We start from the raw sequence: 13593 nt of genomic DNA, 5'->3' as shown, positions 1-13593 counted from the left end.
CCGTCTTCTGTTGATAGTGCGGGTTCAGGGGAACGTTAATCATATTTGTATGGCTTTACTGCGACCTGACGTGCTGATAGCCCAACGGCTAAGGAGAAAATTCAGCACGAGCATGCAGAGCGAAGCAAGCGGCGCAGCGATGGTCATCGGCAATTCCAGCCAGTGATACCAAATCCAGGTGCTGACAAAGGCAAGAGGGATATTCAGCAACATGCTGATGGTATAACGGCCAAAGCCAGCAAATGAAAGCGGCTGTTTAAACGTGAATAAGCTGTGCAGGATATAACCGACGGTAGCGATGATGGCGAAAGACAACAGGATCGCTAACCAGAGTGCAACGCATAAACTATCCGCCACGATCATGATGGCATTATGTCCCAGGAAACAGCAGCCAGAAATGCAGAGATAAGTAAAAGAGGTGCGAATTTTCATCGGGGTGCTTTCCGGGCACGAAGTAAAAATACGCAGGCGTTGTCATGCCGTACTTGCGCCGGCGTGACATAATCTTCGAACATGGCGCGCAGATTCATCATGACGGCTAGACTTGAGGCTAGAATGCCGCCGATGAGGGGGAGCCGACGGATGAAAAACGCAAAACCTGTCAGGCGAATAATGGTGGTTGTAGCCAATGGGCCAACCAGAGCGTCGACTTCTTCAACCACAAACCCGCGATCGGTAAGATCGGATATGAGACCGGTGCGGGTCCAGCGGCGGTGATCTTCCGGATGAGGATGATAGAGCCAGGTTCCGTGCGTGGAGAGTAACAAGAGACCATCATCATTTAACAAACGCCGAATTTCAGCGCAATACGCATCAAGATCTCTGACGTGTTCCAGTACCTGGACGGAAAGTATGGCTCCTGCGGTACCATCAGCTAAAGGGATACGTCCTTGTGGGTCAATTTTGAGTGTACCGCTGTCATCAAGATCGGCACCACAATAGTTAATATTCAACTGACGCATCATTTCAGCATAGGGGGAATCGCCGCAGCCAAAGTCGATCATGAAGGTATTTGGCTGAATGTGACGTTCTGCTTGCTCGCGTAATCGTCTCGCCAGTGCACGTAACAACAACCAGTCAGTGTGCCAAATTCGAGGGGTGGCCCTGTTTCTTTTCATACTCCGGGTCCTTGCGGTGAGGTATCTGAATCATGCCGGTTCAGGCTGTCCAGCAGGAGCTGTAGTACGAATCCGGCCAGGACCATCAGCACTCCAGCGATGCAGGCTGTGCTGATGGCAAAAACAATGTGTACCGACTGTTCCATTGAGCCACGGGTAAATATCCAGTGAAAAGCAAGGAGGAGGTCGGCAAAAAAACCGGCTATGGCAAGCACAGATCCGCTGAATACCAGCCACTCGAGAGGATGCGAGCGCATGAGCCAGGGGATAACCCGGCTTTCCGCAATCGGGTGGTTAATGGCGATGGCGACCTTCGCTAACACGCCTAACAGGACCGCGATAAGACCAATAAGCGTCGACATTGTCGCCAGGGCAACGAAATGGATACCAAAATAGTAACCGTTGATTTCTATGGGGCCTGCGGCAAGCAGCGCAAGGCCGATAGCTCCGAGCAGTAGTAGCGTAAAGCCAGGGATCAAATAGAGCCTGTCCGGGGCATGAGCGATGAGAAGACGCAGATGTCTCCAGCCGTCACGAAATGAACGTAAATGAGGAGGACGGTTGCGTTTGTCCGGATAGAGCTTGATAGGCACTTCATGAATGATGAGTCCTGCGCGGTGCGCGTTAATGATCATTTCAGAGGCAAATTCCATACCGGTAGAACGAGTGGCCATTTTTTGAAATGCTTCGCGGGTAAAGGCCCGCATCCCACAGTGGAAATCGCGAATGGGTGAGTGGTAAAGCAGCCTGGCTATGCCGGAAAGCAGTGGATTTCCCAGATAGCGATGCAGAGGAGGCATTGCCCCTGGTTCAATTCCTCCAGCAAATCGATTACCCATAACAAAGTCTGCACCGCTTTCCAGTGCATCGACGAAAATATCTAGCTGGCTCCAGTCATAGGAGTCATCGGCATCAGCCATAATGAGATATTTACCTTTTGCCGCACTGGCAGCCGCGCTTATTGCTGCGCCATAACCTTTGACGGACTGATGAATAACTCGGGCACCCAGTGATTTTGCAATTTCAACGGATTGGTCTGTTGAGCCATTATCACCGATGATAATTTCACCTTGAATACCCAGGCGAGTAAACGCTTCTGTTACTTTCTTAATACAGATAGCAAGCGTAAGTTCTTCATTCAGGCATGGAATGATTGCCGAAACCAGGGGCGCGGGCTCTGCCGCCGGTATCTCAACTGGGGAGAAGGCAACCTGTCGAGAAATATAGTTGGCGTGAGTTAATAAATTATCTGAATAACCAAATCGATGAAAATGCGTTGAATGCATAATAGTAAGCTCCGATCCATGAGCAGGATTAAGAGTCTATCCCAATGGGCTATTACATTTGGCATTCTGAACCTGGGCAGGCGTTTGAACGACCATCAGAGCAGCCTGAAAGGTGTGTGAAGCGAGTCCTCCTCACGTATTCCGGCTATGAACCTTTTGTGCCGTGCCACCCGTGTTGCAACATGACTGTAAAAGTACACCTATTGGGATAGGCTCTATATATCTAATGGCAACTTCAATTTAATTCATATTCTGAATGATTTGGAATATGAATGGGTGCTAGTTAATATACCCTGTGTGGATAATATGCGTTAAGTTAATTCACAACTTAATTTGCGTTATATAGATCAAACATCAGATCGCATCGTACAGGAGTCGTCGTTATTAAGTCTACTGGTTTATGGCATGAAAAATGGTAACAGTTTATTCGTTATTTATTAATATCTATAAGGTGATGATTTACTCTGTGCGTCAGGCATTACCCATAAATATATTTTCGTGTAGCAAGTGCCGACGCCTTTCACCCAATGTTATCGCCACAACGCCGTCTCTCACGCATCACTGGCTACTTGTTCTGTTTTTTGGGAACGGCTTAATAAGGGGGAGGGTTTCTAATATTGCGGTAGGGAATATTCTTTGCGCAGGGCGGCACTGCTCTGATTAGTTAAAGTCCTGACTTTTCAGCCAGGACTTGATCAGACGTCTGTTTTTGCTCTTACATCAGCAAATTACAGAGTCACCACATCAAATTCGACTTCGGGGTTCACATCAACCTCGTAATCGACTTCGTCGAGGCCAAAACCGAACAGATTGAGAAATTCCAGCTTGTAGCCTGCATAATCGGTTTCTTGCGCCAGGTTTTCGGTGGTGATCAGCGGCCACAGATCGCGGCATGCCTGCTGAATATCTTCACGCAGTTCCCAGTCATCCATGCGGATACGCTGGTGGTCATCAAGCGCAGCCTTGTCACCGTACAGGCTGGTGGTCATCAGACGGTTAATCTGCTCAATGCATCCTTCATGAATCCCTTGTTCTTTCATCAGTTTGAAGACCATAGAGATATACAGCGGCATTACTGGAATGGCTGAAGAAGCCTGTGTGACTACCGATTTCAGGACCGCAACGTTGGCTGTGCCATTGATTGAAGACAGTTGATTACGCAGCGCACCTGCCGCACGGTCAAGGTCTTCTTTCGCTTTGCCCAGCGCGCCATGCCAATAGATTGGCCACGTCAGGTCGGTACCGATGTAAGAGTAAGCAACGGTTTTCACGCCGTCGGCCAGCACATTGGCCTGGCGCAGGGCATCTATCCACAGCTCCCAGTCTTCTCCGCCCATTACGGTCACGGTGTTCTGAACTTCTTCTTCCGTTGCGGGCTCAATGCTGGCCGTCGTGATCTGATCCTTATTGGTATCAATCGCTTTAGAGGTGTAAACCTCACCAATAGGTTTCAGCGCCGAACGGACAACTTCACCCGTTTTCGGCATTTTACGAACCGGGGAAGCGAGTGAATAAACGACTAAATCAATTTGACCCAGGTCTTCTTTGATGAGCTTGATGACTTCATCACGACATTCGTCGGAGAACGCATCACCGTTAATGCTTTTGGAATACAGACCTTCCCGCTTTGCAGCTTCATCGAAAGCCGCGGCGTTATACCAGCCTGCTGAACCTGGTTTAGATTCGGTACCCGGTTTTTCGAAAAATACGCCGATAGTGGCGGCTCCGCTGCCAAACGCTGCGGAGATTCTTGATGCCAGTCCATAGCCGGTTGAAGCACCGATGACCAGCACGCGGGAAGGACCGTTTTCGATTTTCCCGTTTTGTTTAACGTACTCGATCTGCTTTTCCACATTGACTTTACAGCCAGTCGGATGGGTCGTTGTACAGATGAATCCACGGATTTTTGGCTTGATTATCATAATGATGGCTAATTTAGTTTGTGTTTCGCTGTCATAGGGGCAATGACACCGTCTGTGTATTATGGCGGGTCATTATACAGAAAAGATTCCGCAAAACTGAATCTACCTCTGATTTTAGACCTGACGCTGATACTACTCGGCAATTTTGCGCTCCAGCACAATTTTCCAGAACGCATCAATAAGCGGCTCATGCAGCCGTTTTTTCGGCGCGCAGACGCCCAGTTCGAACGGAGTTTTCTCGTCGCTACGCTCTAAAATCATGACGCGATTGCGCACCGGTTCGGGGCTGTTTTCCAGCACCACTTCGGGCAGTAGCGCCACGCCACAGCCGAGTGCGACCATCGACACCATCGCTTCGTGCCCCCCCACGGTGGCGTAAATCTGCGGGTTGCTGATTTTATGGCGACGAAACCACAGTTCAATGCGGCGGCGCACAGGCCCCTGATCGGCCATGATGAATGGCACCGTAGACCAGTCGGGTTTCTCCACCGAAACCTGATTGCGTACCGGGCAGGGCAGGGCCGGGGCAATGAGTACCACCGCCAGATTTTCCAGCATCGAAAACGCCACCGCGCCCGGCAGCGTTTCAGGCTTACCGGCAATCGCCAGATCCGCTTCGCCGGTCACCACCTTTTCCATGGCATCGGCGGCGTCGCCGGTAGTGAGTTTAATTTCTACTGAGGGATGCTCAGCGCGAAAGCGATCGAGGATTGGCGGCAGATGGCTGTAGGCGGCGGTCACCGAGCAGAAAATATGCAGTTCGCCCGATAGCGACGGACCTTGCTGATCGAGGGTGTGACGCAGTTGCTGATACTGCAACAGCGTCTGCTGGGCAAACGTTCGCAGCTCTTCACCCGCTTCGGTCAGCGTGACTGTGCGATTATCGCGGACAAACAACGGCTGCCCGAGGTCTTCCTCAAGGCGCTGGATCTGCCGTGACAGCGTAGAAGGACTGACGTGCATCGCCCGCGCGCTGCGGCCAAAGTGGCGGCTTTCCGCCAGATGCAGGAACATTTTCAGATCGCGTAAATCCACCGGCGAACCTCTTAATTTTTACGTTGCAGTTATTGCAATGTGACGTTGTGAATATATCAATTTCCGCAATAAATTTCCTGTTGTACTGTGGAGTCATTCTCGCTGAACAGCGAACCGAATAATAAGCACCACAACACAACATCACGGAGTACACCACCATGGCTAACTACTTTAATACACTGAACCTGCGCCAGCAGCTGGCACAGCTGGGTAAATGTCGCTTTATGGGCCGCGATGAGTTCGCCGATGGCGCGAGCTACCTTCAGGGTAAAAAAGTGGTCATTGTCGGCTGTGGCGCGCAGGGCCTGAACCAGGGCCTGAACATGCGTGATTCCGGTCTGGATATCTCCTACGCCCTGCGTAAAGAGGCGATTGCTGAGAAGCGCGCATCCTGGCGTAAAGCGACTGAAAACGGCTTCAAAGTCGGCACGTATGAAGAGCTGATCCCGCAGGCGGATTTGGTGGTTAACCTGACGCCAGACAAACAACACTCTGACGTAGTGCGTTCCGTACAACCGCTGATGAAAGACGGCGCGGCGCTGGGTTACTCTCACGGCTTCAACATCGTTGAAGTGGGCGAGCAAATCCGTAAAGACATCACCGTAGTGATGGTGGCACCGAAGTGTCCGGGTACTGAAGTGCGTGAAGAATACAAACGTGGTTTCGGTGTGCCGACGCTGATTGCGGTTCACCCGGAAAACGATCCGAAAGGCGAAGGCATGGCGATTGCTAAAGCCTGGGCTGCAGCGACCGGCGGTCACCGTGCGGGCGTGCTGGAATCTTCCTTCGTGGCGGAAGTGAAATCCGACCTGATGGGCGAGCAGACCATTCTGTGCGGTATGCTGCAGGCTGGTTCTCTGCTGTGCTTCGATAAGCTGGTGGAAGAAGGGACTGACCCGGCATATGCCGAGAAACTGATTCAGTTCGGCTGGGAAACGATTACTGAAGCGCTGAAGCAGGGCGGTATCACGCTGATGATGGACCGTCTGTCCAATCCGGCAAAACTGCGTGCTTACGCGCTGTCCGAACAGCTGAAAGAAATTATGGCGCCGCTGTTCCAGAAACACATGGACGACATCATCTCCGGTGAGTTCTCTTCCGGCATGATGGCTGACTGGGCTAACGACGATAAGAAACTGCTGACATGGCGTGAAGAGACTGGTAAAACCGCGTTCGAAACCGCGCCGCAGTATGAAGGCAAAATCGGTGAGCAGGAGTACTTCGATAAAGGCGTACTGATGATCGCGATGGTGAAAGCAGGTGTTGAGCTGGCGTTTGAAACCATGGTGGATTCCGGCATCATCGAAGAGTCTGCGTACTACGAATCTCTGCACGAGCTGCCGCTGATCGCCAACACCATTGCGCGTAAGCGTCTGTACGAAATGAACGTGGTGATCTCTGATACCGCAGAATACGGTAACTACCTGTTCTCTTATGCCTGCGTACCGCTGCTGAAAGAGTTCATGACCACGCTGCAGACCGGCGACCTGGGTAAAGCGATTGCTGAAGGCGCAGTGGATAACGCTCAGTTGCGCGATGTAAATGACGCGATTCGCAGCCATGCTATCGAGAAAGTCGGCCAGAAACTGCGCGGCTATATGACGGATATGAAGCGCATTGCCGTTGCGGGTTAAACCGACATTGTCGGGTGGCGGCTACGCCTGACCCGACCTACAAAAGTGCAAAGCCGAAGGCCGGATAAGCATCGTGCCATCCGGCAAAAAAAGCCCAGAGTCTGAACGCTCTGGGCTTTTGCTTAGTTACGGTACAGCACTTTGATGATGTGGTAGCCGAACTGGGTGTGCAGCGGGCCGGTCGGTTCCAGCACCGGGCAGGAAAAGACCACTTTATCGAACGCCGGAACCATCTGGCCCTGGCGGAATTCGCCTAAGTCACCGCCTCGTTTGCCTGACGGGCAGATGGAATGTTTCTTCGCCAGTTTGCCGAAGTCGGCGCCGTTTTTAATCTGCTCCAGAAGATCCAGTGCCAGTTTCTCTTCTTTAACAAGGATATGCAGTGCTGCTGCGGTTTTTGCCATGATCGTGCCTTGAGTCGGGGAAATGAAGGGGGCGATTTTAGCATGTGGGGAGAGGGAAAGAATATCCAGGCCAGCGGTTGGTGACTGGCCTGGATATAGGATTAGTGAATTTGCTGCTGCGACAGCTTCCAGACGCTGGCAATATTACGTGCCGAAATGCGCAGATTGTATTCCGCGTCCTCTAAGGCTTCCGGTAGCGTGGCGATGCGCGTCAACACAGAGAAAACGGCATCCAGCCCATGCTCATGAACAATCTGATGATCCTGGGTCAAACCGCCGGCAAGCGCAATAACTGGTTTTTGATAGCGTTTGGCGCAGCGGGCAACGCCAATCGGCGTTTTGCCGCAGATGCTCTGGCTGTCGAGGCGACCTTCTCCGGTGATCACCAGACTGGCATCGGCTACCAGGCGCTCCAGTTGCAGCGCGTTAATCACAATCTCCACACCGGGTTTTAAATCAGCGCCCAGTAGACCGAGTAATGCGGCTCCCATTCCGCCTGCTGCGCCAGCGCCCGGCGCATTCATTACATCCCGACCGGTAAACTCCTGTAGTCGCTTGCCATAAACCGCCAGCGCACCGTCTAACGCTGCAACCATCGCTTCCGTCGCCCCCTTTTGTGGGCCGAAAATGGCAGAGGCCCCCGTCGGACCGCACAGCGGATTGTTGACGTCGCAGGCCACGGTGATGGAGACCGTCTTTAGACGCGGGTCGGCGTGGGAAGTGTCGATTGTTGCCAGTTTACTGAGCGCACCGCCGCCTTCGGGAAGCGCGTCTCCTTTTTCATCCAGGAGGTCGATGCCCAGCGCCTGTAGCATGCCCGCGCCTCCGTCATTCGTCGCGCTGCCGCCAATGCCAAGAATAATGTGCTCAACGCCCCGATCGAGTGCGGCAAGGATGAGCTCGCCCGTTCCATAGCTGGTGGTCAGCAGTGGGTTACGATGCTCTGGCGGCACATGGTGGAGACCTGACGCCGCAGCCATTTCGATCACCGCCGTCTTCCCGTCACCCAGTATTCCCCAGCGTGCCTGGACCGGTGTTCCCAGAGGGCCTGTGACATCGATAAAGTGGTAATGGCCCTCAGTGGCCTCCACCATCGACTCAACGGTGCCTTCGCCGCCGTCCGCCATAGGGAGTTTGACATACTGGGCATCGGGATATATTTCGCGAAACCCCTGTTCGATAGCCGTCGCCACCTGCATGGCAGACAAACTTTCTTTAAATGAATCTGGTGCGATAACTATTTTCATTGTGTGCTTACCCGGCGAGTCCGAAGACACCAAACAGCAGTGTCGAAATCAATGCGATGACGAAACCAACAAGGGTTTCATAAGGCAGAAGTTTTAAGCGTTCATGGATTTGCATACTGACGCTACCGCCAGTGGCGTGGAAGAAACTGCCGTGAGGGAGATGATCCAGAACCGTCGCCCCGGCATGAATCATGACTGCACCGGCAAGCGCAGAGACGCCAAGTCCCAGCAGCGTTTGACTGAACACGCCTGCTGCAACGGCGGTTCCGGCCGTTGTCGACGCAGTTGCCATCGACATAATTGCGCCAGAGATGGGGGCCAGGAGATAAGAAGGGAGACCGGAAGAGGTTAATCCGTCGATCAGGACCTCTTTTAACGCTGAGTTGGCAATGATGCCAGCCAGCGTGCCGGTACCGAGCAGCATAATGGCGACAGGTGCCATGCGCGTCAGCCCGGACATCATAAAGGCGTTACTTTGTTTAAATCGGCCCATCAGGATTGCGCCGACTAATCCTCCCACTGGCAGAGCAATGAGCGGATCGATAGCAATGCCCGCCACAGGACGCAGCGCTAACAGAATAATGGCAACAAGGGGGGCGCTGATGGCCGCCAGAAATCCGGGTTGTGTGCCGTGCGTGTCCTGAGAAATGATCTCTTCCGTCGTGACCATCGAGCCTTTTTGGCTCAGACGCTTCGCCAGAAAATAGGCGATTGCCAGGCCGAACAATCCGGGAATAATCCCCCCCATCATGACGGATGTGAGCGGGACATGGAATGAATCCGAAGCGGCAATGGCATTGGGATTCGGTGACATGACGTTACCCGCTTTGCCACCGCCAATCATCGCCAGCAAAATGGCGAGTTTTGATAGCCCGGCGCGTCTGGCGATCGAAAGCGCAATCGGCGCGACGGTAATCACCGCGACATCGATAAAAACGCCAACGGCCGTCAGAATCATAGTGGCAATGGCTAAGGCAAGCAGGGCACGACTTTCGCCCACTTTTTTCACTACCGTTTCCGCGATTGTGTTCGCGGCGCCGGATTCGATCAGCACACCAGCCAGTACGCCTGCAGCGAGAATGCGCAGTACGGCATTGGTGATGCCCTGCGCACCCGTGACCATCAGCGTGACGGTCTGGACCAGGTCTGCCCCGCCGACGAGACCACCGACCAGCGCACCCACCATCATGCCGTACGCGGGAGAGACTTTGCGTAATATTAAGACGATCGCCACCACGAGTGCGATGATGGCGCCTGTTGCGGATATTGAAACCATCTTCTGCGTTCTCCATAAAATTGACTGAGGCAGTATGGAGAAGCCGCCGGGAATAGCCTTGTGAGGATCCGCTAAAAAATACGCGTCTGACAGGATGTAAATTTGGAGGAAAATACAGACTACCGTTGCAGCTCCATGCCAATGTACAACCAAAGGAGTTGTTTCAAGTTGTTGATTTTTATTCCCGTTATCTCTTCAACGCGTTGCAGTCGATAGCGCAGGGTGTTTACGTGAATATGCAGACTGGTGGCAGTTTGCGAAAGATCACAATTATGTTCGAAATAGTGCTCCAATGTTTTTTGCATGACGCCTTTGCTGTCCTGAGTAACCAACTCGCACCATATTTTTGATAACTCTTCCGCTTGCCAGGTGCCGGAAAGTCCCCCCAGCAATGAGGCCAGCGCGTAGTCATCGTGAAAGATAAACTGATGCTTAAGCTTCAGCCTTTTCACCATTGCCTGGGTTGATTTCGCCGTCTGATAGGAGCGTCGCAGGCCATTTTCTCCCGCAAAATAGCCGCCGACGATGAGACGTGAAAAGCCGCAGGACTGTGCGTAATGCTTAAATTTCTGTAGCTCGTGCTGCTCCAGCGATTTATTGAGAGTCCCATTTTTCAGGGTGACGGGTTTGAGGATAATCAGCTCGTTAAAGTCGGAAAATGTCACCAGATGGTCGCGGGCGCTGTATTCAAAATAATCCATCAGCGTACGTAGCGCATCGCGATCCGGCTGCTGCAATTCCATGATAAGCACCACGCGCGGCAGCTGGAGATTAACGCCTAACCATGAGACCACGGCGCTTAACGATGACGGAGGCGGGTCGCGTAAAATAAGCTGGTTGATTAGCTCTTCGCGGTAGCGTTTATCCCACTGTTTTTGTTCAAGTAACGCCATTTGTTCAATGATGAGTTCCGACGCCATCTTGACGAGTTGCGCATAAGCCTTCACCTCACCCGGCTCTCCGGTGATACCCAGTACGCCGATAAGCTGATCGCGAAAATTTATTGGCAAATTAATACCGGGCTTCACACCTTTGAGTTTGTCAGCCGTCGCCGAATCGATTTCAACAATCCGGTTTTCAGTTAACGCCAGCACCGCACCTTCATGGCGCTGATGTAAACGGGACGCCTCACCTGAGGCAATGATCATGCCGTGCTCGTTCATGACGTTAACCGAATAGGGGATAATCCCCATCGTGCGTTGGACTATCTGGCGAGCGGTTGAGTCTTGTAGGTAGTAAGTGGCCTGGATCTTATTCATTGTATGCTCAGCATAAGAGGAGGTGCAGTACGTGGCAGCACCTGATTTATTAGCGTATTTGGTTCAGAAATGTTTCGGTTGAATAAACAAAGAAAGTGGGATGAACGGTCTTCTTTTTTGTCGGTTTATACAAGCCAAAGCAGCTTAGTCCGACTATTGTTACTGTTTTTCTTTTATACTCAATATGTTAATTCAACCTCTTGTGCAGGCGTTGTGTAATTTTTTCCGTGTGATCGGCGTTCAGGATTGTTCAGAATCTGGACAGCAGCACAAGCTTACTTACCCTCACAGGCAGCGTTACGCGGGGTTACGGAAAGCTCAATCTCGACCTCGCTTTCTGCTACAATTCGTCCCCCGTTCGAAGATTGAGCACTTTTACCTATGCGTTTAAACCCCGGCCAACAACAAGCTGTCGAATTCGTCACCGGACCGTGCCTGGTGCTGGCGGGGGCGGGTTCCGGTAAGACACGCGTTATCACCAACAAGATCGCCCATCTGATCCGTGGCTGCGGCTACCAGGCGCGACACATTGCGGCGGTGACTTTTACTAATAAAGCGGCGCGCGAAATGAAAGAGCGTGTCGGACAGACGCTGGGACGCAAAGAAGCGCGCGGGTTGATGATCTCCACTTTCCATACGCTAGGGCTGGAGGTGATTAAACGCGAATACGCCGCGCTGGGGATGAAGTCGAATTTTTCGCTGTTTGATGACACGGACCAGGTTGCGCTGCTCAAAGATCTGACGGAAGGGCTGATTGAAGACGACAAAGTGATACTGCAACAGCTGATCTCGACGATCTCGAACTGGAAGAACGATCTCAAAACGCCCGCACAGGCGGCCGCCGGTGCGAAAGGCGAGCGCGATCGTATCTTTGCGCACTGCTACGGGCTGTACGACGCGCATATGAAAGCCTGCAATGTCCTCGACTTTGATGATTTGATTCTGCTACCGACGCTGCTGTTGCAACGTAATGAAGAGGTGCGTGAGCGCTGGCAGAACAAGATTCGCTATCTGCTGGTGGATGAATATCAGGACACCAACACCAGTCAGTACGAACTGGTGAAATTGCTGGTGGGAAACCGGGCGCGATTCACCGTCGTAGGGGACGACGATCAGTCGATTTACTCCTGGCGCGGGGCGCGTCCGCAAAACCTGGTGTTGTTAAGTCAGGATTTTCCGGCGTTACAGGTGATCAAACTGGAGCAGAACTACCGCTCCTCCGGGCGGATCCTGAAGGCGGCGAACATCCTCATTGCCAATAACCCGCACGTCTTTGAAAAACGGCTTTTTTCCGAGCTGGGATATGGCGCGGAACTCAAAGTTCTGAGTGCGAATAATGAGGAGCACGAAGCCGAGCGGGTGACCGGGGAACTCATCGCCCATCACTTTGTAAATAAAACGGAATACAAAGATTACGCCATTCTGTATCGCGGCAACCACCAGGCGCGAGTATTCGAAAAATTCCTCATGCAGAACCGGATCCCCTACAAAATCTCCGGTGGAACGTCGTTCTTCTCGCGTCCGGAAATTAAAGACTTGCTGGCCTATCTGCGGGTGTTGACCAATCCGGATGATGACAGCGCGTTCCTGCGTATTGTGAATACGCCAAAGCGTGAAATCGGCCCCGCCACGCTGCAAAAGTTGGGTGAATGGGCGATGACGCGGAACAAAAGCCTGTTTACCGCCAGTTTTGATCTGGGGCTGAGCCAGACGCTCACCGGGCGCGGCTATGACTCGCTCACCCGTTTTACCCACTGGCTGGGCGAGGTTCAGCGGTTGGCAGAACGTGAGCCGATTGCCGCTGTTCGCGATCTCATCCACGGAATTGATTACGAATCCTGGCTTTACGAAACGTCGCCCAGCCCAAAAGCCGCTGAAATGCGCATGAAAAACGTCAACCAGCTGTTTAGCTGGATGACCGAAATGCTGGAAGGCAGCGAACTGGATGAGCCGATGACGCTCACTCAGGTTGTCACCCGCTTCACGCTACGTGACATGATGGAGCGCGGCGAGAGTGAGGAAGAGCTGGATCAGGTGCAATTGATGACGCTGCATGCCTCGAAAGGGCTGGAGTTCCCGTATGTGTTTATGGTGGGTATGGAAGAAGGCTTCCTGCCACACCAGAGCAGCATCGATGAAGACAACATTGATGAAGAGCGCCGCCTGGCTTATGTCGGCATCACCCGCGCGCAGAAAGAGCTGATTTTTACGCTGTGTAAAGAGCGGCGTCAGTACGGTGAACTGGTGCGTCCGGAGCCGAGCCGTTTCCTGCTGGAGTTACCGCAGGACGATCTGATCTGGGAGCAGGAACGCAAAGTAGTGAGCGCCGAAGAGCGAATGCAGAAGGGGCAAAGCCATCTGGCGAATCTGAAAGCGATGATGGCGGCGAAAAGAGAGAAATCGTAGGCTGGA

General features: G+C 52.6%; 11 protein-coding genes. 2 read left to right on the top strand and 9 right to left on the bottom strand.

Going from position 1 to position 13593, the window contains the following annotated elements; all coding sequences use genetic code 11:
* Window positions 1–39 precede the first annotated feature (39 nt).
* The 5 genes from ACQ0PY_RS24155 to ilvY all read right to left on the bottom strand — a co-directional run bounded on the left by ACQ0PY_RS24155 (window position 40) and on the right by ilvY (window position 5361).
* On the bottom strand, window positions 40–432 hold the full coding sequence (locus ACQ0PY_RS24155; RefSeq protein ID WP_109739682.1) for a GtrA family protein: 393 nt from the start codon (window positions 430–432) through the stop codon (window positions 40–42).
* The gene (locus tag ACQ0PY_RS24150; protein WP_109739681.1) at window positions 429–1118 is read right to left on the bottom strand and encodes a methyltransferase domain-containing protein; all 690 of its coding nucleotides are present in this window, start codon (window positions 1116–1118) and stop codon (window positions 429–431) included. Before ACQ0PY_RS24150 ends, ACQ0PY_RS24155 begins: the two co-directional genes overlap by 4 nt.
* Complete coding sequence (locus ACQ0PY_RS24145; protein ID WP_109739680.1) at window positions 1115–2404, bottom strand: glycosyltransferase family 2 protein; 1290 nt, start codon at window positions 2402–2404, stop codon at window positions 1115–1117. Before ACQ0PY_RS24145 ends, ACQ0PY_RS24150 begins: the two co-directional genes overlap by 4 nt.
* Window positions 2405–3132: 728 nt before the next feature.
* Entirely contained in the window at window positions 3133–4326 is a 1194-nt protein-coding gene (gene fabV, locus ACQ0PY_RS24140) for an enoyl-ACP reductase FabV (protein WP_334263204.1), read from the bottom strand.
* A 132-nt stretch (window positions 4327–4458) separates the two neighbouring features.
* Window positions 4459–5361: an HTH-type transcriptional activator IlvY gene (gene ilvY / locus ACQ0PY_RS24135; protein ID WP_042998780.1), complete on the bottom strand. Its 903-nt coding sequence runs from the start codon at window positions 5359–5361 to the stop codon at window positions 4459–4461.
* Between the two features lie 158 nt (window positions 5362–5519).
* On the opposite strand from ilvY, the gene ilvC reads away from it, so the two are divergent.
* Window positions 5520–6995: a ketol-acid reductoisomerase gene (gene ilvC / locus ACQ0PY_RS24130; RefSeq protein WP_044267332.1), complete on the top strand. Its 1476-nt coding sequence runs from the start codon at window positions 5520–5522 to the stop codon at window positions 6993–6995.
* Window positions 6996–7117: 122 nt separating this feature from the next.
* Here ilvC and ppiC read toward each other — a convergent pair whose 3' ends face one another.
* The 4 genes from ppiC to ACQ0PY_RS24110 all read right to left on the bottom strand — a co-directional run bounded on the left by ppiC (window position 7118) and on the right by ACQ0PY_RS24110 (window position 11181).
* A complete protein-coding gene (ppiC, locus tag ACQ0PY_RS24125) occupies window positions 7118–7399 on the bottom strand; it encodes a peptidylprolyl isomerase PpiC (RefSeq protein WP_001140251.1) in 282 nt (93 codons plus the stop codon).
* Window positions 7400–7500: 101 nt separating this feature from the next.
* Window positions 7501–8646 (bottom strand): glycerate kinase, encoded by a 1146-nt coding sequence (locus ACQ0PY_RS24120; RefSeq protein ID WP_090050779.1) that lies wholly within the window; start codon window positions 8644–8646, stop codon window positions 7501–7503.
* Window positions 8647–8653: 7 nt separating this feature from the next.
* Window positions 8654–9922, bottom strand: coding sequence for a GntP family permease (locus ACQ0PY_RS24115; protein WP_042998783.1), 1269 nt, complete (start codon window positions 9920–9922; stop codon window positions 8654–8656).
* A gap of 119 nt (window positions 9923–10041) precedes the next feature.
* A complete protein-coding gene (locus tag ACQ0PY_RS24110) occupies window positions 10042–11181 on the bottom strand; it encodes a sugar diacid recognition domain-containing protein (protein WP_042998784.1) in 1140 nt (379 codons plus the stop codon).
* 381 nt (window positions 11182–11562) lie between these two features.
* On the opposite strand from ACQ0PY_RS24110, the gene rep reads away from it, so the two are divergent.
* Window positions 11563–13587: a DNA helicase Rep gene (gene rep / locus ACQ0PY_RS24105; RefSeq protein WP_044258274.1), complete on the top strand. Its 2025-nt coding sequence runs from the start codon at window positions 11563–11565 to the stop codon at window positions 13585–13587.
* Window positions 13588–13593 lie beyond the last annotated feature (6 nt).

Source organism: Citrobacter sp. LST-B2 (genome assembly GCF_057983045.1).
Note: the sequence above shows the minus strand (reverse complement) of the source record. Positions and strands in the feature narration are given on the sequence as shown.